Annotated in this window: 24 protein-coding genes; 15 read left to right on the top strand and 9 right to left on the bottom strand. The window is 75.9% G+C overall.

Going from position 1 to position 24716, the window contains the following annotated elements:
• The first annotated feature begins 50 nt into the window (after window positions 1-50).
• Window positions 51-1394 (top strand): PQQ-dependent sugar dehydrogenase, encoded by a 1344-nt coding sequence (locus ACFQH9_RS03455; protein WP_379564088.1) that lies wholly within the window; start codon window positions 51-53, stop codon window positions 1392-1394.
• Between the two features lie 81 nt (window positions 1395-1475).
• The gene (locus ACFQH9_RS03450; protein ID WP_379564086.1) at window positions 1476-2477 is read left to right on the top strand and encodes a zinc-dependent alcohol dehydrogenase family protein; all 1002 of its coding nucleotides are present in this window, start codon (window positions 1476-1478) and stop codon (window positions 2475-2477) included.
• A 13-nt stretch (window positions 2478-2490) separates the two neighbouring features.
• Here ACFQH9_RS03450 and ACFQH9_RS03445 read toward each other — a convergent pair whose 3' ends face one another.
• Window positions 2491-3234: a GAF and ANTAR domain-containing protein gene (locus ACFQH9_RS03445; RefSeq protein ID WP_379564084.1), complete on the bottom strand. Its 744-nt coding sequence runs from the start codon at window positions 3232-3234 to the stop codon at window positions 2491-2493.
• 110 nt (window positions 3235-3344) lie between these two features.
• On the opposite strand from ACFQH9_RS03445, the gene ACFQH9_RS03440 reads away from it, so the two are divergent.
• From ACFQH9_RS03440 to ACFQH9_RS03425, 4 genes are all read left to right on the top strand, one after another.
• Window positions 3345-3707: a DUF1330 domain-containing protein gene (locus tag ACFQH9_RS03440; RefSeq protein ID WP_379564082.1), complete on the top strand. Its 363-nt coding sequence runs from the start codon at window positions 3345-3347 to the stop codon at window positions 3705-3707.
• A gap of 245 nt (window positions 3708-3952) precedes the next feature.
• A complete protein-coding gene (locus tag ACFQH9_RS03435; protein ID WP_379564080.1) occupies window positions 3953-4651 on the top strand; it encodes a response regulator transcription factor in 699 nt (232 codons plus the stop codon).
• Between the two features lie 88 nt (window positions 4652-4739).
• On the top strand, window positions 4740-6113 hold the full coding sequence (locus ACFQH9_RS03430; protein ID WP_379564078.1) for a sensor histidine kinase: 1374 nt from the start codon (window positions 4740-4742) through the stop codon (window positions 6111-6113).
• Window positions 6114-6210: 97 nt separating this feature from the next.
• The gene (locus tag ACFQH9_RS03425) at window positions 6211-7482 is read left to right on the top strand and encodes an MFS transporter (RefSeq protein WP_379564076.1); all 1272 of its coding nucleotides are present in this window, start codon (window positions 6211-6213) and stop codon (window positions 7480-7482) included.
• Between the two features lie 348 nt (window positions 7483-7830).
• On the opposite strand, the gene ACFQH9_RS03420 is transcribed toward ACFQH9_RS03425, so the two are convergent.
• From ACFQH9_RS03420 to ACFQH9_RS03400, 5 genes are all read right to left on the bottom strand, one after another.
• Complete coding sequence (locus ACFQH9_RS03420; protein WP_379564074.1) at window positions 7831-8694, bottom strand: energy-coupling factor ABC transporter ATP-binding protein; 864 nt, start codon at window positions 8692-8694, stop codon at window positions 7831-7833.
• Window positions 8691-9431, bottom strand: coding sequence for a cobalt ECF transporter T component CbiQ (gene cbiQ / locus ACFQH9_RS03415; RefSeq protein ID WP_379564072.1), 741 nt, complete (start codon window positions 9429-9431; stop codon window positions 8691-8693). The genes ACFQH9_RS03420 and cbiQ overlap by 4 nt, the downstream gene beginning before the upstream one ends.
• Window positions 9431-9754, bottom strand: a complete 324-nt coding sequence (locus tag ACFQH9_RS03410; protein WP_379564070.1) for an energy-coupling factor ABC transporter substrate-binding protein — start codon at window positions 9752-9754, stop codon at window positions 9431-9433. The genes cbiQ and ACFQH9_RS03410 overlap by 1 nt, the downstream gene beginning before the upstream one ends.
• Window positions 9751-10509: an energy-coupling factor ABC transporter permease gene (locus ACFQH9_RS03405; RefSeq protein WP_379564068.1), complete on the bottom strand. Its 759-nt coding sequence runs from the start codon at window positions 10507-10509 to the stop codon at window positions 9751-9753. Before ACFQH9_RS03405 ends, ACFQH9_RS03410 begins: the two co-directional genes overlap by 4 nt.
• Before the next feature lie 192 nt (window positions 10510-10701).
• On the bottom strand, window positions 10702-11193 hold the full coding sequence (locus tag ACFQH9_RS03400) for a MarR family winged helix-turn-helix transcriptional regulator (protein ID WP_379564066.1): 492 nt from the start codon (window positions 11191-11193) through the stop codon (window positions 10702-10704).
• Window positions 11194-11240: 47 nt separating this feature from the next.
• Here ACFQH9_RS03400 and ACFQH9_RS03395 point away from each other — a divergent pair, with 47 nt between their 5' ends.
• Window positions 11241-11639 carry a DUF5313 family protein gene (locus tag ACFQH9_RS03395; RefSeq protein WP_379564064.1) on the top strand — a complete coding sequence of 133 codons (399 nt, stop codon included), beginning with the start codon at window positions 11241-11243 and terminating at the stop codon, window positions 11637-11639.
• A gap of 33 nt (window positions 11640-11672) precedes the next feature.
• Here the strand turns inward: ACFQH9_RS03395 and ACFQH9_RS03390 are convergent, their stop codons facing one another.
• Complete coding sequence (locus ACFQH9_RS03390) at window positions 11673-11852, bottom strand: zinc transporter Slc39a7 (protein WP_379564062.1); 180 nt, start codon at window positions 11850-11852, stop codon at window positions 11673-11675.
• A 776-nt stretch (window positions 11853-12628) separates the two neighbouring features.
• On the opposite strand from ACFQH9_RS03390, the gene ACFQH9_RS03385 reads away from it, so the two are divergent.
• The 6 genes from ACFQH9_RS03385 (at window position 12629) to ACFQH9_RS03360 (ending at window position 20256) form a co-directional block, all read left to right on the top strand.
• The gene (locus ACFQH9_RS03385; protein ID WP_379564060.1) at window positions 12629-13588 is read left to right on the top strand and encodes an MBL fold metallo-hydrolase; all 960 of its coding nucleotides are present in this window, start codon (window positions 12629-12631) and stop codon (window positions 13586-13588) included.
• A gap of 32 nt (window positions 13589-13620) precedes the next feature.
• Entirely contained in the window at window positions 13621-15294 is a 1674-nt protein-coding gene (locus ACFQH9_RS03380; RefSeq protein WP_379564058.1) for an FAD-dependent monooxygenase, read from the top strand.
• A complete protein-coding gene (locus ACFQH9_RS03375) occupies window positions 15269-16465 on the top strand; it encodes a homogentisate 1,2-dioxygenase (protein ID WP_379564056.1) in 1197 nt (398 codons plus the stop codon). Before ACFQH9_RS03380 ends, ACFQH9_RS03375 begins: the two co-directional genes overlap by 26 nt.
• Window positions 16462-17361, top strand: coding sequence for a hypothetical protein (locus tag ACFQH9_RS03370; protein WP_379564054.1), 900 nt, complete (start codon window positions 16462-16464; stop codon window positions 17359-17361). Before ACFQH9_RS03375 ends, ACFQH9_RS03370 begins: the two co-directional genes overlap by 4 nt.
• Window positions 17358-18554 carry a fumarylacetoacetase gene (gene fahA, locus ACFQH9_RS03365; RefSeq protein ID WP_379564052.1) on the top strand — a complete coding sequence of 399 codons (1197 nt, stop codon included), beginning with the start codon at window positions 17358-17360 and terminating at the stop codon, window positions 18552-18554. Before ACFQH9_RS03370 ends, fahA begins: the two co-directional genes overlap by 4 nt.
• Before the next feature lie 97 nt (window positions 18555-18651).
• A complete protein-coding gene (locus ACFQH9_RS03360) occupies window positions 18652-20256 on the top strand; it encodes an alpha/beta fold hydrolase (protein ID WP_379564050.1) in 1605 nt (534 codons plus the stop codon).
• Between the two features lie 115 nt (window positions 20257-20371).
• Here the strand turns inward: ACFQH9_RS03360 and ACFQH9_RS03355 are convergent, their stop codons facing one another.
• Window positions 20372-20575: a hypothetical protein gene (locus tag ACFQH9_RS03355; RefSeq protein ID WP_379564048.1), complete on the bottom strand. Its 204-nt coding sequence runs from the start codon at window positions 20573-20575 to the stop codon at window positions 20372-20374.
• Window positions 20576-20852: 277 nt separating this feature from the next.
• Complete coding sequence (locus tag ACFQH9_RS03350) at window positions 20853-22376, bottom strand: SIR2 family protein (RefSeq protein WP_379564046.1); 1524 nt, start codon at window positions 22374-22376, stop codon at window positions 20853-20855.
• 103 nt (window positions 22377-22479) lie between these two features.
• On the opposite strand from ACFQH9_RS03350, the gene ACFQH9_RS03345 reads away from it, so the two are divergent.
• On the top strand, window positions 22480-23634 hold the full coding sequence (locus tag ACFQH9_RS03345; RefSeq protein WP_379564044.1) for a glycosyltransferase family 9 protein: 1155 nt from the start codon (window positions 22480-22482) through the stop codon (window positions 23632-23634).
• Between the two features lie 84 nt (window positions 23635-23718).
• On the top strand, window positions 23719-24669 hold the full coding sequence (locus ACFQH9_RS03340) for an AurF N-oxygenase family protein (RefSeq protein ID WP_379564042.1): 951 nt from the start codon (window positions 23719-23721) through the stop codon (window positions 24667-24669).
• The last annotated feature ends 47 nt before the right edge of the window (window positions 24670-24716 follow it).

Genomic DNA, 24716 nt, shown 5'->3' with positions numbered 1-24716 from the left:
GTCCGGTGGGCGACGATAAGTCCGGTTGCCGGTCGGGGGAAGGGCTGTCGATGCGAACGTCCCGCTGGGTGCTCCTGCTGGTCGCGGCGGTCCTGCTGGCCGGGTGTTCCGGCGGGTACGGGGCCGGGCCCTCCCCGGCGCCGACCGCGGCGGCGCCGGCGGGCCTGGTGCCGGTCACGGTGCACGTGCCGGAGGGCCTGGGAACAGCGCCGCTGGACGTTCCCCGGCAGGCGCTGGTGCCGCCGGACTGGGCGATGTCGGTGTTCGCCCGTGTGCCCTCCGCGCGGCTGGCCGTGTGGGCCCCGGACGGCGCGCTGCTGGTCTCGGTCCCCGAGGAGGGCCGGGTCGTGCGCCTGGTGCCCGACGGGCGGGGCACGGCGTCGGAGACGGAGCTGCTGCGCGGGCTGGACCAGCCGCACGGCCTGACGTTCGCCGGGGCGACGCTGTACGTGGCGCAGAGCGACCGGGTCGACGCGTACCCCTACGCCGACGGGCGTACCGGGGCACCGCGCCCCGTCGCCCTCGGGCTGCCGAGCGCGAAGAGCCCCGAGCTGCGGGGCCGGTACGGGCACGCGCTCAAGAGCGTGGCCGTCGGCCCGGACGGTGCCGTCTACGTGTCGGTCGGCTCGACCGCCAACATCTCCGTCGCGGACCTCACGGCGGTCCCGCCGCGGGCGTCGATCCTGCGGGTGCCGCCCGGTGGCGGGGCGCCCGAACCGTTCGCCGTGGGGGTCCGCAACGGGACCGGGCTGGCGATCGCCCCGGACGGGTCGGTGTGGACCGCGGTGAACAACCGGGACAACATCCGGTACCCGTACGACCGGCCGTACGGCGAGACGTCGGGGTCCGCGCGGGGGGAGGTGATCGAGGAGTACGTGCGCGACCACCCGGCCGAGGCCCTGGCCCGGCTCACGCCCGGGCGCAACCTCGGCTGGCCGTACTGCAACCCGGACGCGGACGTGGAGCCCGGCGTGCCGGGCTCCGCCCAGGACCTCACGCACGTCCCGTTCACCCGGGACGTGCAGACCAACCCGGACGGCGCCGCGCTCGACTGCGCCGCCCTGCCGCGGGTCGAGCAGGCGCTCCCGGGCCACTCCGCGCCGCTCGGTCTCGCCTTCGTCGACGGCGGGCTGCCCGGGGACTTCGCCCGCGGCGCCCTGGTCGGGGTGCACGGCTCGTGGAACGCCTCGCCGCCGCGCGCGCCCGAGGTGTCGTTCTTCCCCTGGCGCGCCGGCGGGCTGGGGCCGCAGCAGACGCTGGTCGGCGGCTTCCAGGGCGCCGACGGCTCCCGGTGGGGCCGCCCGGTCGCCGCGGTCACCGGCCCGGACGGCGCCGTCTACGTCACCGACGACGAGGCCGGGGCGGTCTACCGGGTCGCCCCTCCGGGGCGGTGACGACGGCGCCCCTCCGGGGCGGTGACGACGGCGCCCCTCCGGGGCGGTGACGACGGCGCCGCCGCGCGGCATGCTGGCCGGGTGAAGGCGTGGATCGTCGGCAGGCCCGGCCCGATCGTGACGGCCCCGCTGGTCCGCGTGGACCGGGAGGACCCGGAGCCCGGCGCGGGTGAGGTGCGGGTGCGGGTGTCGGCCTGCGGCGTGTGCCGGACGGACCTGCACCTGGCCGAGGGGGACCTGGGCCCGCACCACCCGGGCACGGTGCCGGGCCACGAGGTCGTGGGGGTGGTCGACGCGCTGGGCACGGGGACGCGCCGGTTCGCCGTCGGCGACCGGATCGGTATCGCCTGGCTGCGCGGCACGTGCGGGCGCTGCCGGTTCTGCCGGACCGGGCGGGAGAACCTCTGCCCCGACGCGCGGTTCACCGGCTGGGACGCCGACGGTGGGTACGCCGAGTACGCCGTGGTCCCCGAGGCCTACGCCTACGCCCTGCCGGCGCAGCTCGACGACGCCACGGCCGCCCCGCTGCTGTGCGCCGGCATCGTGGGCTACCGGGCGCTGAAGCGGGCCGAGCTGCCCCCGGGCGGGCGGCTGGGCATCTACGGGTTCGGGGCCTCGGCGCACGTGGTGGCCCAGGTGGCGATCGCGCAGGGCGCGGCCGTGCACGTGCTGACCCGCTCGCCGCAGGCGCGGGAACTCGCGCTGGCGCTCGGGGCGGCGTCGGCGGGTCCGGCGGAGGCGATGCCGCCGGAACCCCTGGACGCGGCGGTGACCTTCGCCCCGGTCGGCGGGTTGGTGCCGGTCGCGCTGCGGGCGCTCGACGCCGGCGGCACGCTGGCGATCGCCGGCATCCACCTCACCGACGTCCCGGCGCTGGACTACGAGCGCGAGCTGTTCCGGGAGAAGCAGCTGCGCAGCGTCACGGCCAACACCCGGGCCGACGGCGAGGAGTTCCTCCGCCTCGCCGCCGCGCTCGGCGTGCGGCCCACCGTGGACCCGCGCCCGCTGTCCACGGCGGACCGGGTCCTCGCCGACCTGGCGGGGGACCGGATCACCGGCGCGGCCGTGCTGCTGCCCGACTGAGGATCCGGATCGGTCAGAGCTCGCCGCGGCGCTGGGTGAGGGTCTCCGCGATGCGGGCGAGCTTGACGTTGAGCGACTGGGAGGCCGAGCGCAGGATCGCGAAGGCCTCCTCGGCGTCGACGCCGCGGCGCTCCATGAGGATCCCCTTGGCCTGCCCGATGACGTCGCGGCTGCGCACCGCCTCGCTCAGGTGGGTGACCTGCAGCTCGGCCCGGCTCGTGGCGAGGGAGCCCGCGACCGCCGTGGAGGCGTGGGCGGCGAGGACCAGCGCGGCGTCCCGGTCGGCCTCGTCGAGGCCGCCCGTGCGCCGCGAGTAGATGTCGAGCGACCCGATCCGCGGCGGGTCCTGCGCCGGGAACAGCCCGACCGCCATGACGCTCCCGATCCCGAGCTCGGCGGCCGCGGGGCCCCACTTCGGGAAGACCTCCCCGCCGGGCAGGTCGGGCGAGAACGCGATCCCCATCCCCGGCAGCCGGCTCGCGTCCAGGCACGGGCCCTCGTCCAGCTCGTTCTGCAGCTCGTCCAGCCGGACGCCGACCGGGTCGGTCGTGGCGGGGGTGTCGAGCGTGCCGTCCCGGGAGCGCAGCGAGACGCTGACGACGTCGGCCCCCCGCACCACGCGCAGCGTCGCCTCGGCGATGCGCTCGAGCACGTCCTGCACGGTCGGCGCGTCGAGCAGCTTCTCGGCGAGGGCGACGAACTCGGCGACCAGCGGGGCGGGCGGCCCGGGTTCGTCGTACCGGTCGTGCTCCGACATGGGGTCCCTCCTGCTGGCCGGCGGTGCCCACCGAGCGTACGCATCTCGCCCGGGTGTGCTCGCCTGGTCGCTCACCTCGTACCCCGCCGACGATCCGCCACACTGACCCCATGGCAGTCGACCCCACCGGCCCGGACATGAAGGCCTTCCTCGCGGAGGCGCCCGACCGACCCGTCACGATGCTGAACCTGCTGCGCTTCGCCGAGGGCGGCCGGGCCCGCTACGACGAGTACGTGGCCCACTTCCGCGCGACGTCGGCCCGGTTCGGCGCCGAGGTCGTCTACTTCGGGTACGGCCACGCCCCCGTCGTCGCCGAGGCGGGCCAGGACTGGGACGCGGTGCTGCTCGTGCACTACCCCAGCCGCCGCGCGTTCTCCGAGATGGTGCGCGACCCCGAGTACCAGAAGGGCACGCACCTGCGGACCGAGGCGCTTGTCGAGGCCGTGCTCCAGCCGACCACACCCGCCGGCTGACCGGGCCGGGACGGGCCCGGGGCACGGAGGTCGTGGGGCCGGGGCCGCACGATCATTGGGGGGCGGCGCCCGGCCCGTCAGGTGGACGGGGGGAACCTTCCACCAGGTCCGTGTGTACGACGAGCGGGGGGCGTGGGCAAGACCTGCCGGCCCCGCCGGGCGAGATTTTGCCGTCGGCTAACCGGCCTCTCAGCTCGGCCACACAATCCGCCGGCGAACCGGCCGCGACCGGGGATGATGGCCTCGTGGGGGCACACATCCTGCTGGTCGAGGACGACCGGGGCCTGGGGGAGGGCCTGGTCGAGAGCCTCGCGCAGCACGGGCACGAGGTGGTGTGGGCCCGGACGGGCCGCACCGCGCTCGAGCACGCCGGCGCGGGGAAGCCGATCGACCTCGTCCTGCTCGACCTCGGCCTGCCCGACATCGACGGGATCCGGGTCTGCCGCTCGCTGCGGGCGCTGCCCACCGACGCCGTGGTCGTCATCCTCACGGCGCGGGGCGCGGAGATGGACGTCGTGGTCGGGCTCGACGCCGGCGCCGACGACTACCTGACCAAGCCCGTCCGGCGGGAGGAGCTGCTCGCCAGGGTCCGCGCCCACCTGCGCCGGGTGCGGCCCGGCTCGCCGGGCGATCCCGTGCGCCTCGGTGACCTGGAGCTCGACCTGCGGGAGCGTCGCCTGCTCGTGGCCGGGCGCGAGGTGACCTTGCGGGCCAAGGAGTTCGACCTGCTGGAACGGCTGGTCCGCGACGCCGGGGCCGCGTTGAGCCGCCGCACCCTGATGGCCGACGTGTGGGACGACCACTGGGGCGGCTCCACCAAGACACTGGACGTGCACGTCGCGGCGCTGCGCCGGCGGCTGTCCGGGTTCCCGGCCGGGATCCGACTGCCCCGCATCCACACGTTGCGCGGGCACGGCTACCGCCTCGAGCCGCCGACGTCCTAGCCTGCAGCCCTCCGCGACGTCGACGACGGGTGGTCGCTCCGCGGGGCCGGGCGTGACGGTGGGGCCGGGGTGACGGTGGGGCTGGGGGGTGACCGTGAAAGGTGCCGCGCGCGTCCGCACCCGGATCGTCTCGCTGTCGGTGGCGATCGCGGCCATCGCCGTCGCGCTCTTCGGCGTCCCGCTCGGCCTCGGGCTCGCCCGGTACGCCGTGGCCGACGAGGGCGTCGCGCTGCAGCGGCTCGCCGACCTCACCGCCGCGGCCGTGCTCACCGACCTCGCGCACGACCGGATCCCCGCCGTGCTGCCCGTGGCGGAGCCGCCCGGGACGTCGCTCGCGTTGTTCGACGCCGACGGCCTGCTCGCGGTCGGCGACGGCGCCCCGACCGCCGACCGGGACGTCATGGCCGTGCTCGCCGGCGGCGGCCCGCGGGTCGCGGAGCGGGGCGGCGACCTGGTCGCGATCGTCCCGGTGATGGGCGAGCACGAGATCGTCGGTGCGGTCCGCGCCGCGCACCCGGTCTCGGCGGTCTACACGGCCCTGGTCCCGCTCTGGCTGGGCATGCTCGGTCTGGCCGCGCTCGTCCTGGCCGCCGCGTGGGTGATCGCCCGGCGGCAGGCCCGGCGGCTCGCGCAGCCGTTGGAGGACCTGGCCGTCCTGGCCGGGCGGCTGGGCGAGGGCGACTTCAGCGTGCGGCCGGCGCGGGCGGGACTCGCCGAGGTGGACGCCCTCGGCGGCGCCTTCACCACCACCGCCGCCCGGCTCGACGACCTCCTCGCCCGCGAGCGGGCCTTCTCCGCCGAGGCGTCCCACCAGCTCCGGACACCGCTGGCGGCGCTGCGGCTGCGCCTCGAGAACGCCCGGGCGGACGCCCGCGCGCACCCCGGGGCCGACGTCGGCACCGCCCTCGACGCCGCGGTCGCGGAGACCGAGCGGCTGACCCGCACCGTGGAGGAGCTGCTGAGGCTGGCGCGCGCCCGGGGCGGCGACCGGCGGGGCCCGGTCGACCTGCCCGCCGTGCTGGACGAGGTCGCCGAGACCTACCGGCCCCGGCTGGCCGCGGAGGGGCGGAGCCTCGAGCTCGACCTCGACGGGAGCGGAGAGCCGGACGGGGTGCCCGCGGTCGTGGGCTCGCGCACCGCCGTCGAGCAGGTCCTCGCCGTGCTGCTGGACAACGCCGTGCGCCACGGCGAGGGCGCCGTCCGGGTCGGGCTGCGCGAGGTCGGCGACGCGGTGGCCGTCGACGTCGGCGACGAGGGGCCTGGGTTCGCGAACGGCAAGCCCGAGCGCGGCCGCCCGCCCGGCCCCGGCGCGCCGCCCGACGGCCTCGGCACGGGCACCGGCATCGGCCTCCCGCTCGCCACCCGGCTGGCCGGGGACCAGGGCGGCCGGGTGGTCGTCTCGCGGGAGAGCCCGCCGGTGATGACGTTGTTCCTGCCGCTGGACGACCGCGACGGCGGCTGAGCGGGTCTCCCGCACCGGCCACCCCACCAGTACGGTCGGCCCCGCTCCCGGCCCACCGTCCCGTGTGGGCCGACGCAGGAAGGGAACGCCGTCGCGCATGGCCGACACCCCCGCCCAGCCCGGCGACGGCCGGGAGACCGCGACCGCGGGCGCCCCGGCGGCGGGCGCCCCGCCCGCCGGGCCCGGACCCCGCCGGGCCGTGCTCCTGCCGCTGTACGCCGCGGGGTTCGTCACCGCGTTCGGCTCGCACGCCGTCGCGACCGGCGCCGGCGCGGAGACCGGGTCGGGGCAGCTGTCCGTGCTCGCCCTCGGCCTGGTCCTCGCCGTGTACGACGGTGCGGAGGTCCTGCTCAAGCCGGTGTTCGGCTCGCTCGCCGACCGGTGGGGCCCGCGACGCGTGCTGCTGGGCGGCCTCGCCGCGTTCGCCGTGGTGTCCCTCGGCTACGCGCTCGTGGCGCTCCTCGGAGGGATGGCGTCGGGGCCGGGCTCCGCCGTGGCGCTGACCGTGGCACGGCTCGGGCAGGGGGCGGCCGCGTCGGCCTTCTCGCCGGCCGCCGGGGCGATGGTGGGGCGGCTGGGCTCCGGCGGCCGCCAGGGCCGGGTCTTCGGCTCCTACGGCGCGTGGAAGGGCCTCGGCTACACGGGCGGCCCGCTGCTCGGCGGGGTGGTGATCGCGCTGTCCGGGTTCACGGCCCTGTTCGTCCTCCTCGCCGCGATCGCCGCGGTCGTGACGGTGTGGGTGGCCCTGGCCGTCCCCGCGCTCCCGCCGCTGCCGCGGGAGCGCCAGACGGTGGCCGACCTCGCCCGCCGGCTCGGCGCACCGGCGTTCCTGCGCCCGACCGCGGCGCTCGCAGGGACGACCGCGGCGCTGGCGACCGCCGTCGGGTTCCTGCCCGCGCTGGGCACGGCAGCCGGACTGAGCGTGATCGTGACCGGTGCCGTCGTGGCCTGCCTGGCGCTCTCCTCCACGCTGGTCCAGCCGCGGGCCGGCCGGGCCCACGACCGCGGGAGGCTGAGCACGCGGACCGCCCTGGCGGCCGGGTTCGCCCTGCTCGTCGCCGGCTTCGTCCTGGCCGCGACGGTCACGGGCATCGGGGCGCTGGTGGCGTCGGCCGTCGTGATCGGGCTCGGGGTCGGCGTCGCGACCCCGGTCGCCTTCGCCTCGCTGGCCGCGTCGTCGCCGCCCGAGCGCCTCGGCCAGACCATGGGCTCGGCCGAGGTGGGGCGCGAGCTGGGCGACGCCGGCGGGCCGCTGCTCCTCGGGGCGGTGGCCGCGGCCGCGTCGGTCGCCGCCGGTCTGGGGGCGCTGGCCGTCGTGCTCGCCGTCGTCGGGATCGCCGCGGCCGCCGGCCGGCCGGTGCGGAAATGACCGCGTAAGAGGAGCCGTCGGGGCCGGTAACACCGCGAGCGACCTGGGCGATACGGAGCGTGACGGGTCGGGCGGCGTCGCCCCCTGGCCGCCCGGCCCGTCTCCGTCGTTCGGCCCTGTCGGGTCACGCAGGGTGTGCAACGGGTCGGCGCGACTCAGCCCGGTCGCCCGACGAGGCGACCGGGCCCGGAGCCGGACGGGGGGCGCCCCGTTCGTGCTCCGCCGCGGGAGGCCGACCTGGCCGGTCGGGTCCGCCGGCCGACGGTCCCCCGTCCCGCACGTGGTCAGCAGGGGCCAACGGCCCGCCGCGGGAGGACGGAGGCCACTCCGGTCCGGTCGGGACCCTGGTCAGCGTCCCGGTGACGGACCGGGCGAGACGGATACGGAGACACCGAGGTCGGCGAGCGCCGCGTACAGCTCGGCCGGGGTGCGCGGGCGCGCGGGCGCGCCCAGGGCCTGCAGGAGCCGGTGGACCCCCGGCGCCCACGCCGGGCCCAGCCTCGCCGAGCGGAGCAGCTCGGCGTCGCCGAGCACCTCGTCGACCGGGGCCACCCGCACCCGGCCCTCGGCGACGACGGCGACCTCGTCGGCCCAGCGGTGGGCGAGGTCGACGTCGTGGGTGGACAGGACGACCGTGGTGCCGGAGCGGTGCAGCTCGTCGAGGGTGGCGAGCAGCTCCTCGACGCCGGCCGGGTCCAGGCCGGCGGTCGGCTCGTCGAGCACCAGCAGGCGCGGGCGCATCGCCACGGCCCCGGCGATCGCGGTGCGCTTCTTCTGCCCGAAGGACAGCAGGTGCGTGGGGCGGTCGGCGAGGTCGGCGATGCCCAGCGCGGCGAGCGCCGCGTCGACCCGGACGCCGACCTCGGCGGGGGACAGGCCGAGGTTGAGCGGGCCGAACGACACGTCCTGCGCGACGTCGGCGGCGAAGAGCTGGTCGTCGGGGTCCTGCAGGACCAGCTGGACCTGCTCGCGCAGCCGGGTCAGGCCGCGGCGGTCGCGGCGGACGGGCTCGCCGTCGAGCAGCACCCGGCCCTCGCCCGGCGCGAGCAGGCCGAGCAGCAGCCGGAACAGCGTCGTCTTGCCCCCGCCGTTGGGGCCGAGCACGGCGAGGCGGTGGCCCTCGTGGAGGTCCAGGGTCGCCCCGGTGAGCACCGGGCGGTCGGGTTCGTAGCCGAAGACCAGCCCGTCGGCCCGCAGGATCGGCGGCCTCATCGCGCGGTGAGCAGGGCCGTGGCCGCGACGACGGCGCCGAGCAGCACGCAGGTCGATGCGACGAAGGCGGGGGAGAGCGGGCGGGCCTGCGCCTGGACGCGCAGCGAGCCGGTGTAGCCACGGCAGGCCAGCCCCTGCTCCAGCCGTCGGGCCCGGTCGAAGGCGCGCACGAAGACGGCCGCGCCCTGCCCGGTGAGCGAGCGGTAGGAGGTGCGCCAGGTCCGGAAGCCGAGCCGGCCGGCCTGCGCGTCGCGGACCGCCCGCAGGGACTCGAGCAGCAGGAACAGGAAGCGGTAGGTCAGCGCGGCGACCTCGGTGACCGCGGGCGGCACCCCGAGGCGGTTCAGCCGGGGCAGCAGGTCGGCGAGCGGGGTCGTCGCGGCGAACAGCAGCAGGCACAGCAGGGCGGCGACCGCGCGGCCGGCCAGCTGTGCGGCCTGCGGGAGACCGGCGGGTTCCCAGCGCAGCCACGGGTCGCCGCCGAGCGACACCAGCAGCGGCAGCATCCCCGTCAGCACGAATCCGAGCGGCACCCGGACCGCCCGCCACAGCACCCGGACCGCCAGCCCGGCCGGGCCGAGCACCAGCACCAGCGCGACGCCGCCGGTGAGCGCCGCCCCCGGCCACGTCGGCAGCACCAGGGTCAGGACCAGCAGGCCGAGCGAGAGCAGCGCCTTCTCCCCGGGGTGCCGCGGTCGCCAGCGGTTGGTGTAGGCCGCCGTGTCGAGCGGCAGCATCAGGTGGGGTCCGCGGCGGGGCGTTCCGGCTGGGCGGTGTCGCGGGCGAGCCGGCGCCTGGTGCGCGCCACCCCGAAGTAGTAGCCGACGATCCCCGCGCCGATCGCGGCCTGCAGCGCGAACAGCCCGGACTCGATCTCGCCGGACGGCGGCTCGTAGATCGAGCCGAACCAGGGCTCGTAGTCGGGGTGGGACTCGGTGATCGCCTCCTCGGCGAGGCCGTCGGCGCCCCCGAACTCGCCCTGCACGAACAGCACCGGGAGCGCGGCGAGCGCCACGACCGCCAGCACGATCAGCCAGTTGACCAGCGTCGAGCGCTTCACGCGCCGATCTCCTTCGCGGTGGACCCCCCGGTGGACCCCCCGGTGGACCCCCCGGTGGACCCCCCGGTGGACCCCCCGGTGGACGAGGCCGACGGGCGGGGCAGCACCCCGAGGCGCCGCAGCTCGTCCGGGCCGACCCGGACCAGCAGCCGCACCACGAGCAGGGTCAGCAGCCCCTCGCTGATCGCGAGCGGGATCTGGGTGATCGCGAAGATCGAGCCGAACTTCACGACGGCGCCGCCGATGCCGGTCTGGGCGTCGGGGAAGGCGAGGGCGAGCTGCACGCTCGTCACGCAGTAGGTCGCCAGGTCACCGAGCGCCGCGGCGAGGAACACCCCGAGCCCGAGGCCGCCGCCCGCCCGCCGGACGAGCCGGTAGACCCCGTAGGCCACCCACGGCCCGACGATCGCCATGGAGAAGACGTTCGCCCCGAGCGTCGTGAGCCCCCCGTGCGCGAGCAGCACGGCCTGGAAGAACAACACGATCGTCCCGAGCAACGCCATCACGGGTGGTCGGAACAGCACCGCCCCGAGCCCGGTGCCGGTCGGGTGCGAGCACGAGCCCGTGACCGAGGGGATCTTCAGGGCCGACAGCACGAAGCTGAAGGCGCCGGCCGCGCCGAGCAGCAGCTTCGAGTCGGGGTCCGCGCGGACCCGGTGCACCACCGCCCGCGCCCCGTGCACCACGAAGGGGGCCGAGGCGACGGCCCACGCCGCGGCGTGCAGGGGTGGGAGATAGCCCTCGGCGATGTGCACGTCCCGCTCCTCCGTCGATCCTTCTCCCGGACCGTCGGACGGTAAGGCGTGCGCGTGGATCAGGTCAACGGTTGAACATTCCTTCAGATGTGGTCCCGGCCACGCACACTGTCGCGCCGTCCGTCGGGGTCGGACCCAGGAGCTCGATCCGCTGCCGCACCACCGACGTGGGAGGTGGGGCCGGGGCGCGGGTCAATCCCCGTCCGGGGTCGCCTTGGTCGCCGCGATGACCTCGGTCAGCACGGCGTGCAGGTGCTCGAGGTCGGAGATCGGCATCCCCAGCCGCTCGATGATCGCCGGGGGGATGCGCTCGGCCCGGGCACGCAGCGCCCGGCCCTCCGCGGTGAGGCCGACCGCGAGCATGCGCTCGTTGCCCTCCACCCGCCGCCGCGTCACGTAGCCCGCCGCCTCCAGCCGCTTGAGCAGCGGGGACAGCGTGCCGGGATCGAGCGCGAGCGCGGTGCTCAGGTCCGTGACCGAGCGGGGCGAACGCTCCCAGAGTGCGAGCATCACCAGGTACTGCGGGTGCGTGAGACCCATCGGCTCGAGCAGCGGCCGGTACAGCGCGATGACGTTGCGCGCCGCCACGGCCAGCGCGAAGCACACCTGCCGGTCGAGCTTGAGCAGGTCGGTCCCGTCGGCGGTCGCGAGGTCTCCCTCGTCACGTCGTCCCGTGTCACCCACGCGGCCAGTGTACGATCCTTGGTGCGCAAAGTGTTGGGGTGAGGGTGATGTCCGGAATCGTCAGGCCGAATCCGCTGCGATGGCTCCTCTACGCGTACGGGGCCGGGTTGCCCCCGCGGCACAAGGAGTGGGTGCTGCACGACGTGACCGCGCCGAGCTGGCGGTGGCGGCACGTCGCCCGCGCGACCGTCCAGCTGGCGCCGATCGCGGTGCTGCTCTACGTGTTCATCCCCGGTGAGTCCTGGGTGCGCGCGATGGCGGTGCTCGGCGGCCTGCTGATCGGCTACTTCTACTCGTTCGCCTACATGTACGAGTCGGCCGAGCACCGGGCGGTCAAGGCCGGCTACCCGCAGGGCGGCGCCGCCTCGGTCCGCGACGAGGCGCACGCCGACGAGCGGCGCGAGCAGGAGGAGCGCTACGCCGCCCGCTGGCGGCAGGAGGGCTGACCCGGGCCCCACGGGCGCGCGGCCGGGGACCGGTCAGTGCGCGTGCTCGTGCACCTGCTCGGCGGCGGCGTCGTGCACGTGGGCGTGCTCGTGCGTCTCGCCGTCGTGGGTGTGCGAGTGCGAGTGCTCGACGTGCTCGTGGTCGTGCTCGACGTGCTCGTGCGTGTGCGCGGTCTGCCCGTGGCTGTGCTCGTGCGCGTGCGGGGTGCTCATGGTCCTCGCTCCCGGTCGGTGACGGTGCGGACGGGTCGCCGCCGAGGCCACGGTAGGTCGCCCGGGCTCCGGGCGGAACGGGTGCGGCGCTGTCTCCAGATCATTCCTGTTGCCGCGTTCGTGCAGGTGAGAGGGCTCTGCGCGCCGGCGGCACAGCCCACCCCCCGCCTTGCACGCCGTCGGACGCGCCACACCCCGTCGAGCGCGCCGCACCGGCTGGGGCGCCGGCGCACACCCGGGAGATCGCTCCCACATCCCGTCGACGGGGTGTGCCGTGCCTCCGCGGGTGTGCGAGGCCGGCCCGAAGTCCGTACCGCGATCTCGGGTCCGTACCGCGATCTCGGCGGTCGGGTCGTGCCGAGCGGGGACCGCGCCACGGGAGCGGGTGCGGCGACACGCCCCACCAGGCGCCTCACACCCGGTCGACGGGATGTGTCGCGCACCCCGCGACTGTGCGACACCGCGACGACGGGTGTAGAGGGTCTGCCCGGACGTGTCGCGCCCGAGCGGGTGTGCAGCGCGCCCGCCTGCCCCACGCACCGTGACGGGGACCGCGGGGCTGACGGCTCCGGCGGTGCGTGCGCCACTGCTCCATTGGTGTCGGAGCGCCCGTCGGTGCTGGCGCTCACGGCGTCGAGGCCCTACCGTCCCTCAGGTAATCAAACCTTTGATCGTCGCTCGCGACGGTCGGGACCCGAGACCTCCCGACGACGGGAAGGGCCATCGATGCACACCGTGGTGCCTCCCGTCCCGCTCTCCACGAAAGGACGGCTGCCATGGCCAAGCCCTTCGCCTCCTCCGCCGACACCGCGGCCAAGGAGCAGACCCTCGAGGTCCTCGCCGACGGCGTCTACGCCCTGACCGCGGAGGGCGACCCGAACATCGGGGCGGTCGAGGGGGAGGACTTCCTGGTCTGCTTCGAGGCGCTGGCCACCCCGGTCGCCGCGCGCAAGTGGCTGGACAGGCTGCGCGAGCACACCGACAAGCCCGTCCGCTACCTCGTCCTGAGCCACTACCACGCGGTGCGGGTGCTGGGGGCGAGCGCCTTCGACGCGGAGACGATCGTGTCCCACGAGATCACCAAGGACCTGGTGGCCGAACGCGGCAAGCAGGACTGGGAGAGCGAGTTCGCGCGGATGCCGCGGCTGGCCGAGGCGGCGGACTCGGTGCCCGGGCTGACCTGGCCGACGCTGACCTTCGCCGACCGGCTGACCATCGACCTCGGCGGCGACCGCGGGGACCTGGTGCTGCAGTACCACGGCCGCGGGCACACCGAGGGCGACATCACCGCCTGGCTGCCCCGCCATCGGATCCTCTTCGCCGGCGACCTTGTCGAGGCGCAGGCCGCGCTCTACACGGGCGACGCCTTCCACCGCGACTGGGCCGGTGCGACGCTGGACCGGGTGAAGGCGCTCGGGGCCGAGCAGCTGGTCGGCGGGCGCGGCGCGGTCAGCCGCGGCCGGGCCGAGGTCGACGCGGCGATCGAGCAGACCCGCGGGTTCCTGCAGGTCATGATCCGCGAGGTGGGCGCGGTGCAGGAGCGGGGCGGCACCCTGAAGGAGGCCTTCGAGGCCACGCACGCCGCCCTGGTCGACGACTACGGGCACTGGCCGATCTTCGAGCACTGCCTGCCCTTCGACGTCTCCCGGCTGTGGGACGAGCTGTCCGGCGTCGAACGCCCGGTCATCTGGACCGCCGAGCGCGACCAGGAGGTCTGGGCGCAGCTGCAGGGCTGACCCGCACAGGACTCGCGACGACGGGAGTACCGATGACCACCGCAGTTCCGCCGGGCGCCTGGCCCGCCGAGCCGGTGCTCGTCCTGGGCGCGGGCCCGGTCGGGCAGACGACGGCCCTGCTGCTGGCCCGCTGGGGCGTGCCGACGGTCGTGCTCGACCAGCGCCCGGAGCGCGACCGGGTCGGGTCCAAGGCCATCTGTCAGCAGCGCGACGTGCTCGACGTCTGGGAGGCCGTCGGCGCGGGCCGCCGGATCGCCGACGAGGGCGTCACCTGGACCACGGCGCGCACCTTCCACCGCGACCGGGAGCTGTTCGCGGTCGAGTTCGCCGACCCCGGCCGGTCGGCGTTCCCGCCCTTCGTCAACATCTCCCAGACCCGCACCGAGGAGATCCTCGACGAGCGGATCGCCGCGGAGCCGCTGGTCGACCTGCGGTGGGACCACCGGGTCGTCCACGTGGAGCAGGACGGCTCCGGCGTCACCGTCCGGTTCGCCGACGACCGGGAGCTGCGCGGCTCCTACCTCGTCGTCTGCGCGGGCGCCCGCAGCGACGAGCTGCGCGCGCTGCTCGGGGTGAGCTTCGACGGGCACTCCTTCGACGACCGGTTCCTGATCTGCGACATCCGCGCGGACCTGCCCGGCTGGGCCAGCGAGCGCCGGTTCTGGTTCGACCCGGAGTGGAACCCGGGCCGGCAGGTGCTGATCCACCCGTGCCCGGACTCGACCTTCCGCATCGACTGGCAGGTCCCCGCGGACTACGACCTCGACGTCGAGGTCGCGTCCGGGGCCCTGGACGCGCGGATCCGCGCGATCATCGGCGACCGGCCTCACGAGATCGTGTGGAAGTCGGTGTACCGCTTCCACTCCCGCGTGGTCGACCGGATGCGGTGCAGGCGCATCCTGATCGCGGGCGACGCCGCCCACCTCGTCTCGCCGTTCGGGGCCCGCGGGCTGAACTCGGGGGTCGGCGATGCGGAGAACGCGGCCTGGAAGATCGCCTACGTCGGGCACGGCTGGGCCGACGACGAGCTGCTGGAGAGCTACCACACCGAGCGGCACGCCGCGGCCGTCGAGAACATCGCGGTCACCACCGCGACCATGGACTTCCTCGTCCCGCCGGACGAGGCCCGCGCGCGGCACCGCGCCGAGGTCCTCACCCGCGCGGCGACGGACCCCGAGGCCCGCGGCCGGGTCGACTCGGGCCGGCTGTCCGAGCCGTTCTGGTACGTCGACTCCCCGCTGACCACGGCGGACCCGCGGCGCCCCTTCGCCGGCCGCCCGCCGCGCGGCCAGGTCCCGCCGGCCGGGCCGGGCGTCCTGCTGCCCGACGCACCGGTCCGGACCACGGCGACGACCGACGGGCGGGTCCGGGCCCTGGCCCGCGCCGGGTTCCTGCTGCTGACCGGCGCCGACGTCGACCTCGCCGCCGTCCGGGAGGCCGTTGCCGCCGCACCCGGCCCCGTCCGGGTCCTGGCCCTCGATGAGATCGACCCCGACGGCACCCTCACCACCACCCTGGCCGCCCGGCCCGACGAGGTGTGGGTCGTCCGCCCGGACGCCCACGTCGCCGCCGTCGTCGCCGGCCCGGCGCACCTGACACGCGACGACCTCGCCGCGGCGCTGGCCCGTGCCGCACGGCCGCGCGGCGCCGGCCCGTCGCCGACCCGGAAGGAGAACCGCGATGGCGTTCTACAGGCGACTCGGTGACGTTCCGCCCAAGCGGCACACCCAGCACCGCACCGCCGCGGGCGGGCTGCACCACGAGGAGCTGATGGGCGAGGAGGGGTTCTCCTCGGACTCCTCGCTGCTCTACCACAGCGGGGTGCCCTCCGCGATCGTCGACGCCACGGCGTGGGAGCTGCCGGACCAGTCGACCCGGGAGAACCGGCCGCTGGTGCCGCGGCACCTGCAGCTGCACCGGCTGGCCAGCGAGGACTGGAAGGCCGTGGACGCGGTGACCGGGCGGCGGCTGGTGCTGGGCAACGGCGACGTGCGGATCTCGTACGTGGCGGCGGGGGAGTCCTCGCCTTTGTACCGCAACGCGGTGGGCGACGAGTGCGTGTACGTCGAGTCCGGCACCGCGACCGTGGAGACGGTGTTCGGGGTGCTGAACGCGGTGCAGGGCGACTACGTGCTCCTGCCGCGGGCGACCACGCACCGCTGGGTCCCGACCGGCTCGGAGCCGGTGCGCCTCTACGTGATCGAGGCGAACTCGCACATCGCGCCGCCCAAGCGGTACCTGTCGCGCTACGGGCAGCTGCTCGAGCACGCGCCGTACTGCGAGCGGGACCTGCACGGGCCCACCGAGCCGCTCGTGGTCGAGGGCACGGACGTGGAGGTGCTGGTCAAACACCGCGGCTCGCGCGGGGTGGTCGGCACCCGCTACGTCGTCCCGACCCACCCGTTCGACGTCGTCGGGTGGGACGGGTGCCTGTACCCGTACACGTTCAACATCGCCGACTTCGAGCCGATCACCGGGCGGGTGCACCAGCCCCCGCCGGTGCACCAGGTGTTCGAGGGGCAGAACTTCGTGATCTGCAACTTCGTGCCGCGCAAGGTGGACTACCACCCGCTGGCGGTCCCGGTGCCCTACTACCACGCCAACGTGGACTCCGACGAGGTCATGTTCTACTGCGGCGGGAGCTACGAGGCGCGCAAGGGCTCCGGGATCGGGCAGGGCTCGGTCAGCCTGCACCCCGGCGGGCACAGCCACGGCCCGCAGCCAGGCGCGATCGAGCGCTCGCTGGGGGTGGAGTTCTTCGACGAGCTCGCGGTCATGGTGGACACGTTCCGGCCGATGGAGCTGGGCGAGGGCGGCATCGCCGCCGAGGACGACGCCTACGCCTGGACCTGGGCCGGGCGCGGACCGGGCTCGTGACCGGCCGGATCGCCGGGGCCGTACCGGCCGTCGTCGCCGGGCTGTGCGACGACGCCGCGGTCTTCCCGCCCGGCCTCGCGCCGCTGCCCGACGCGGTGCGCGCGTACCGCGACCGGCAGGACAGCTGGTACGCCGGGCTGGTCGGGCCACTGGTGCTGGCCGCGTCCGCGCTGCCCGGGCTCGGACCACTGCTCCCGCGGGAGGCGCGCCTGCCGCTGTCGGTGACCCTGCCCGGCGGGCCGGCGGATCTCCCGGCGGTGCGGGGCGCCTGCGCGGAGCTACCGGTGGAGCTGCGCGCGGTCGAGGTCGCGATGCCCGAGGACCTGGCCACGCCCGCGTTCCTCGACCGGCTCGCCGCCGGGCTCGACGGGGCCGGGGACCTGGACGTCTTCGTCGAGGTGCCGCGCGATCCGCGCCGGGTCGCGGTGCTGGACGCACTGGCCTCCGGGGAGCACGGCCGGTACCGGGCCAAGTTCCGCACCGGCGGGGTCCGGGCGGATCTGTATCCCGACGAGGCCGAGCTGGCCGCGGCGGTCGCGGCCGTCGTGACGGCGGGGGTGCCGTTCAAGGCCACCGCCGGGCTGCACCACGCCGTGCGCAACACCGACCCCGAGACCGGGTTCGAGCAGCACGGCTTCCTCACCCTGCTGCTGGCCACCGACGCCCTCGCCGCCGGGGGAACCGAGTCCGAAGCCCGCGCGCTGCTCGCCGAACGCGACGGCGCCACTGTCGCCGGACTGGTCCGCGGCCTGGACCCGGTCCGGGTGGCCCGGGCCCGGGCGGCGTTCACCTCGTTCGGCACCTGCAGCATCACCGACCCGCGCGACGAGCTCCTCGCACTCGGCGTGCTGACCGCACCCGTCCCCGCCCCGGTCCCGGAAGGAGCGTCGTCGTGAGCGTCGTCGAGATCCCCGACGGTTCGCCGTTCGGCGTGGAGAACCTGCCCTACGGGATCTTCTCCGTCGACGACGGCCGCCCGCGGGTCGGGACGCGGCTGGGGGACACCGTGATCGACCTGTCCGTGGTCCTCGCAGACCCGGTCTTCGCGGCCGCGTCGCTCAACCCGTTCATGGCCCAGGGCCCGGCGCGCTGGGCGCAGGTCCGCGAGCGGCTCACACAGCTGGTGGCCGGGGACCTGCCGGACACGGCCCTGCACCCGGCCGCCGACGTGCGGCTGCACCTGCCCGTCGAGGTCGCCGACTACGTGGACTTCTACGCCTCCGAGCACCACGCGTCGAACCTCGGCCGGCTGTTCCGGCCCGACGCCGAGCCGTTGATGCCGAACTGGAAGCACCTGCCCGTGGGCTACCACGGCCGCGCCGGCACCGTGGTCGTCTCCGGCACCGACATCGTGCGCCCGTGCGGGCAGCGCAAGGCCCCCGACGAGCCCGCACCGAGCTTCGGGCCGAGCCGGCGGCTGGACATCGAGGCCGAGCTCGGGTTCCTCGTCGGCGTCGGCTCACCGCTCGGCGACCGGATCGGGGTGGACGAGTTCGCCCGGCACGTGTTCGGGGCGGTGCTGGTCAACGACTGGTCCGCCCGCGACATCCAGGCCTGGGAGTACGTGCCCCTGGGCCCGCACCTGGGCAAGAGCTTCGCCACCTCGATCTCCCCCTGGGTGGTGCCCCTGGCGGCGCTGGAGGCGGCGCGGGTGCCGCTGCCCGGGCAGGACCCGCAGCCCCTGGAGTACCTGCGCGGCGGCCAGGACTGGGGCCTGGACATCGAGTTCGTGGTGGAGTGGAACGGCGAGCAGGTCTCCCGGCCCCCGTACCGGGAGATGTACTGGTCCCCGGCGCAGATGCTCGCCCACATGACCGTCAACGGCGCCTCGGCCCGCACCGGGGACCTGTTCGCCTCCGGCACCATCTCCGGACCCGACAGACACCAGCGCGGGGCGTTCATCGAGCTCACCTGGGGCGGCAAGGAGCCGGTCGTCGTCAAGGGCGAGGAACGCACCTTCCTGCTCGACGGCGACGAGGTGACCCTCTCGGCCACCGCGCCGGGCCCGAACGGCACCCGCATCGGGTTCGGCGAGGTCAGCGGCACCATCCGCCCGGCGAAGGAGAACCGGGCGCAGCCGCCGGGCTAACGCCGGGACGGACCGGACCGAGGATCTTCGCAGAGCGGGCGGCGTCCGGGCGGGGGGTCCGGACGCCGCCCGAGGAAACCGGCGGAGGAGCCGCGGGATGCCCATCGCACGGTCGCAGCGGTTCACCGCCGGTCGGGCGGGGTTCCTCACCGGGAGCGTGACCGCACTCGTGGTGCTGGCGGGCTGCGGGGCACCGGCCGGCACGTCGGCCCCACCGGCCGCCCCGGCGCGGGTGGCGCCCGTGGCGTCGGCCGCGGTGGCGGCGCCGGGCACGGCCTCCTACGCGGCCGCGCCGTGCCCCAACCCGATCTACCCCGGGGTGGCACAGCTGGACCTCGGGGCCGGGGTGGAGTGCGGGTACCTGACCGTGCCCGAGAACCGGACCGCGCCCGACGGAGGGACGGTGCGGCTCGCGGTGGCCCGCGCGAAGGCGACCGCACCCGACCCCCGACCGGATCCGCTCGTCTACCTCACCGGCGGACCCGGCGGGAGCGCCCTGATCGGCGCGGTCCCCCGCATCGCGGCGGGCTGGAACGCCGACCGGGACGTGATCTTCCTGGAGCAGCGGGGTACGTGGAAGTCCGAGCCGCTGCTCGCGTGCCCGGAGGTCGACGCCTTCCTCGACGCCTGGGTCGGGCTGGACACGTTCGACCCGGCGACCGCGCAACGCAGCGCCGACGCCGTGGGGGCGTGCCGCGACCGGCTCGCCGCCACGGCGGACCTGGCGGCCTTCGACACCACCGAGAACGCCGCCGACGTCGCCGACCTGCGGACGGCGCTCGGGATCGGGGAGTGGAACCTCTACGGCGTCTCCTACGGCGCCGACCTCGCCCTGCAGACGCTGCGGGACCATCCGGACGGGATCCGGAGCGTGGTCCTCGACTCGGTGCTGCCGCCGCAGCAGTCCCTCGCGGACCACTTCTGGCCGTCGGCCGCCTCCGGTCTGGCGGGCCTGTCCGACGCCTGCGCCGCGCAGCCCGCCTGCCGGGCCGACCACCCGTCGTTGCGCGACGACGTCGTCCGGCTCGTCGGCGACCTGACCGCCCGGCCACGGACCCTCACCCGGACCGACCCGGCGACCGGCAGTCCGGTCCCGGTGGTCGTCGACGGGTACAAGCTGATCAACCTCGCGGTGGTCGCGAGCCTGGCCCCGGGGGGCATCGCCGCCTTCCCCGCGCTGGTCGCGAACCTGGACCGCGGCGACGGGAGCATCGCCGCCGACACCCTGCTCGCCAACCGTCCCCCGACCGGGGTGACGGCGTACGGGCTGACGTTCGGCGTGTTCTGCGGCGAGATCCCGGTCGACACCGACACGCTGCTCGCCCGGGGGCGGGCCGCGCTGCCCGGGCTGCCGGAGCAGGTGCTCCGGCTCGTGCCGCAGTCGCCGTACCTCGTCGGCGACTGCGCCCGCTGGTCGATCCCACCCGCCCCGCCGTCGGTGCGCACCCCCGTGTCGAGCGACCGGCCGGTCCTGGTCCTCGCCGGGGCGCTCGACGCCGTCACCGCTCCGGCGAACGCCGACCTCGTCGCGCAGACCCTGCCCGCCGCGACCCGGTCGACCTTCCCGGACGCGGCCCACGACGTCCTGCTCTGGTCGCCGGCCTGCGGCGTCGCCGTGATGCGCAGCTTCCTCGAGCGGCTCGCCGGGCCGGACCTCGGCTGCGTGTCCGGGCTGGCGCCGGCCCCGTTCACGACGTCGTAGCCGGCGCCGACCCGGACGGGACCGGCCCGGGGTCCGACCGCTCGTGCCGGACCTCAGCGTCCAGGTGTCGAGGAGCTGCGGGAGGTACGGACGGCCCCCGCCGCGTGCGGTGGCGTCAGGCGCGGACGCCCTGCCGGACCCAGGCGACGGCGTCGGCGACGCTCACGCCGCGCGGCCGCCAGCCCAGGCGGGTGCAGAGGTCCTGGAAGGACCGGTCGGTCAGGGCGTGCCGGAGCTGCAGGCCCCTCACCTGGTCGACGAGCTGCGCCGGGGCGCCGTGGGCGGTGAGGTAGTCGACGAGCTGGGGAAGTGTGTGCACGGGTCCTCCTGTGGGGGAGCGTCTCGGGCGCCGGGTCCGGCGCCGGGGAGAACCCTCGCGGCCGGACCGAGGAGCGGGCTGTGCACGACGTGTCCGGGCACTGTGAGGTGCCCGACGACTGCGCAGCACGACGCACGTCCGCGCGGTCCGGGATCAGAACTCGGTGACGCCGGCGTCCGGGGCGATCTCGTGCGCGGTGCGGTCGTGCTCCTCGACCGGACGCGCCCCGGTCGATCCCGGGCCGCTGGACGAGCCAACCAGTTGATTCAAGAGTCTCTCAGCGGTGGTGCGGTACCGGGGGCTCGTCGCCCGAGCCGTGCCGTTCCAGCTCGGCACGCAGCGCCACCCAGGGCTCGCGGTCGCCGAGGGCGCCCCACAGGGCGCGGGCCCGCCGGGCGGTCTCGGCGTCGCCGTCCTCGAGGAGGGACTCGAACCGGTCGTCGAGGACCCAGGAGGAGTCGGTCGTCGCCTCCGCGGCCACGGCGTCGAGGAAGACGTCGAGGGCCCGCGACCGGTGCGCGACGTCCGGGCCGGGCATGCTCAGCCACTCCAGCTCGCCCGCCCACAGCTGCCGGCGCACGCCGTCGGTCTCGACGTCGAGGACGCTGCCGAAGGGCTGGTCCTTGCCGCCGTGCTCGGCGCGGAACTCCGCGACCTCGTGGGTCAGCCGCAGGACGTTGTCGTCCGTGAGCGAGGCCCCGACGATCAGCAGGTGCCGGGTCAGCATCATCGCCTCGAGGACGGCCGCGGCCGGCCGGGCGAGCATCTCCTGGCGGAGGAAGTCGCGGCGGGCCAGCACGATGCTCTCCGGGTGGTCGACGTCGCCGTTGAGCTTGAGCAGCCAGGGTTCGCCGCCGCGCGGGGTCCGCCACGGCATCACCACCGGTTCGACGTGCGCGGCGGCGGCCAGCTCGTAGAGGTGGTCGTAGTTGGTGGTGGCGGCCTCGCGGCAGTGCAGGGCGGCGAGCAGGGAGTGCCCCAGCGCGTGCCGGTCGGCGTCGGCGAGCTCGGCGACGACCGACCCGAACCGGTCGCCGAGCACCCGGCGCAGCAGTTCCCCCTGGTCCAGCGGGTGCAGCCGGGCGAAGTCCTCGGTGTCCAGGTCGGGCGCGGCCGCCAGGCAGGCCCGCAGCAGGTCGGCCCAGCTCGGCAGGCCGGCGGGGATGCTCACCCCGGCGCCGAAGAACAGCGCCAGCTCGCCGCGGCGCGCCTGCTCGGCGAGGCCGGCGGCGGACTCCAGCAGCGCCGGGTCCAGCGGCCACTCGTGGCGCAGCCGCCGCAGGTGCTGCACGGCGCCGTGCACGGCGGGGTCCGGCGTGACGAACGCGAGATCGACCGCGTGCCGCCGGACGACGTCGTCGGCCACGTCGAGCAGGCCGCGGATCACCGCGCCGCGGTCGTCGCCGAAGCCGCCCGCGCCGATCCCCACCACGGGCACGACGACCAGTGGCAGCACCCGTCCCGCCGCCGGGGTGCCGGTCGACGCGATCTCCTCGAGCACGCCGTGCACGCCGTCGAGCAGCCAGGACAGGACGGCGTCGTCGCGCCGCTCGACGTCGAGCAACCAGAGCGCCTCGCCCGCGCGCGCGTGCCGCACCCCCGGGCGGCCCCAGGTCCGCGGCCGCCGCACGCCGGGGTCCGCCCCGGTCAGCGGCCGCCACGCCGGGGAGATGCTCAGGGCGGGGCCGGTGGGGACCACGGCGGCGTCGTGGCGCAGCAGCTCCATCCGCCCCTGCACCGCGAAGACGTGCCCGCGGGGGATGGTGCCGGCGGATGCGGGCTGCCGCTCCGGTCGGCTCACGGCGGCTCCGGGGCGCTCGGCGGGACGGGGACGGGTCCCGGTACCTCCCCGCGGCCGGGACAAACGTCGGGGGTGGTGAGGTCCGGGGTGAGGTTTGGGACGGGTGCGGGAGGACTACGTGCCCCGGCATGCCGCCGATTCCGAGCCGGGCGCGTACCCGGTGAGCCACCCCTGCCTCGACCTGCGGTCCGGCCCGCCGGTGCCCGACGTCCGGCGGATCGCGGTGCTGCGCGCGGGCGGGCTCGGCGATCTCGTGGCCGTGCTGCCCGCGCTCGACGCCCTGCGTGCCGCGTACCCCGACGCCGAGATCCTCCTGCTCTGCGCGCCGATCCACGCGGAGCTGATGACGGACCGGCCCGGCCCGGTCGACCGGGTCCTGGTGGTCCCGTGCACCCGCGGGATCCGGGAACCCGCCCCGTGGGAGGCCGTCGACGAGGCGGAGATCGCCGCGTTCCTCGCCGGGCTGCCCCCGATCGACCTCGCCCTGCAGCTGCACGGCGGGGGCGGGTACTCCAATCCCTTCGTCCGCCGGGTCGGCGCGCGGGTGACGGCCGGGCTGCGGGCGCCGGAGGCGCCGCCGCTCGACCGCACCGCGCCGTACGTGTACCTGCAGGCCGAGGCCGTGCGGTTCCTCGAGGTCGCGGCCCTGGTCGGGGCACCGCCCGTTCGGCTGGAGCCGCGGCTGGCGGTCACGGAGGCCGACCGGGTGGCCGCGGCGGAGGCGCTGGGGCCGGTCACGGGGCCGGTCGTCGTGCTGCACCCCGGCGCGGGGGACCCCCGGCGGCGGTGGCCCGGCGGACGGTTCGCGACGCTCGGCCGCCGGCTCGCGGACGACGGCGCGACGGTCGTGGTGGTCGGGTCGCCGCACGAGCGGGACCTCGTGGCGGAGGTGGCGGCCGGCATCCGGGCGCCGGTCCGGGCGCTCGCCGGGGAGCAGGGACTGTCGGGGCTGGTCGGCGTCCTGGAGCGGGCGGCCGTGGTGGTCGCCGACGACAGCGGCCCCCGGCACCTGGCGGCCGCCGTCGGCACCCCCACCGTCGGGATCTTCTGGGGGCCGAACGTGGTCAACGCGGGGCCGTTGACCCGGAGCCGGCATCGCGCGCACGTGTCCTGGACCGCGGCCTGCCCGCGCTGCGGCGCGCCGCTGCTCGGCGGGGGCGAGGGCTGCACGCACGCGGAGTCCCTCGTCGCCGACGTGCCGCTCGAGGACGTCGAGGCCGACGCCCGGGAGCTGCTGGCGTATCACGCGGACGGGTGACCCCTGCGGTTGCGGGCATGTGTTACCACCGGTAACGTTACCGCCGGTAACGCCAGCACGTCGTCGATCCGCGAGGGAGCGACCATGGACGACACCATTGCCCTGGACCGCACCACGACCGGCCCCGCCGCGGGGGCCGCGACCCGACCTCCCGACGAGGGCGACCACGCCGACGTCGCCCGCCGCCTGCTGCAGTCGTCGGAGATGCTGTCCTTCGACCCCGCCCGGGAGGTCGACTGGGACACCCCGCTGGACACCGGCTTCCACGGCGCCAGCCCGGAGTGGAGCACGCTCTACGGCACGGCGTACTGGGACGAGATGACCCCGGAGCAGCAGCGCGAGCTGACCCGGCAGGAGTCGGCGTCCGTCGCCAGCACCGGCATCTGGTTCGAGATGATCCTGCAGCAGATGGTGCTGCGGGACTTCTACGCCGAGGACCCGACCGACCCGGCCTTCCAGTGGGCGCTCACCGAGATCGCCGACGAGTGCCGCCACTCGATCATGTTCGCGCGCGGCGTGGCGAAGCTGGGCGCGCGGCCGTACCGGCCCAAGCGGTCGGTCGTCGAGCTCGGTCGGGCCTTCGCTGCGCTCGCCGGCGGCGAGGCGGCCTACGCCGCGATCCTCGTCGCCGAGGAGGTCCTCGACGTGATGCAGCGGGACTGGATGCGCGACGAGCGCGTGGTCCCGTTCGTGCGCACGATCAACAACATCCACGTGGTCGAGGAGTCCCGGCACATGAAGTTCGCCCGGGACGAGGTCCGCGAGCGGATGCGGGGTGCGGGCGCGCTGCGCCGCCAGGCCGACGCCGTGGTCATCGCCGGGGCCGCCTACCACATCGTGACCAGCATGGTCAGCGACGACGTGTACGAGGCGGCCGGGCTGGACCGCAGGCGCGCGCTGCGCGAGGCGCGGGCCAACCAGCACCACAAGGCGATGCTGCGCTCGAGCTGCGCCGGGCTCATGGAGTTCCTCGGCTCGGCCGGGCTGCTCACGCCGCCCGCGCGGGCGATCTACCGCCGCGCGAACCTGCTCTGACCCTGCTCCGACCCAGCTCCGACCCTGCTCCGACCCAGCTCCGACCC

This window comes from Pseudonocardia lutea (assembly GCF_042658055.1).
GTDB classification, from domain to species: Bacteria; Actinomycetota; Actinomycetes; order Mycobacteriales; family Pseudonocardiaceae; genus Pseudonocardia; species Pseudonocardia lutea.
Note: the sequence above shows the minus strand (reverse complement) of the source record. Positions and strands in the feature narration are given on the sequence as shown.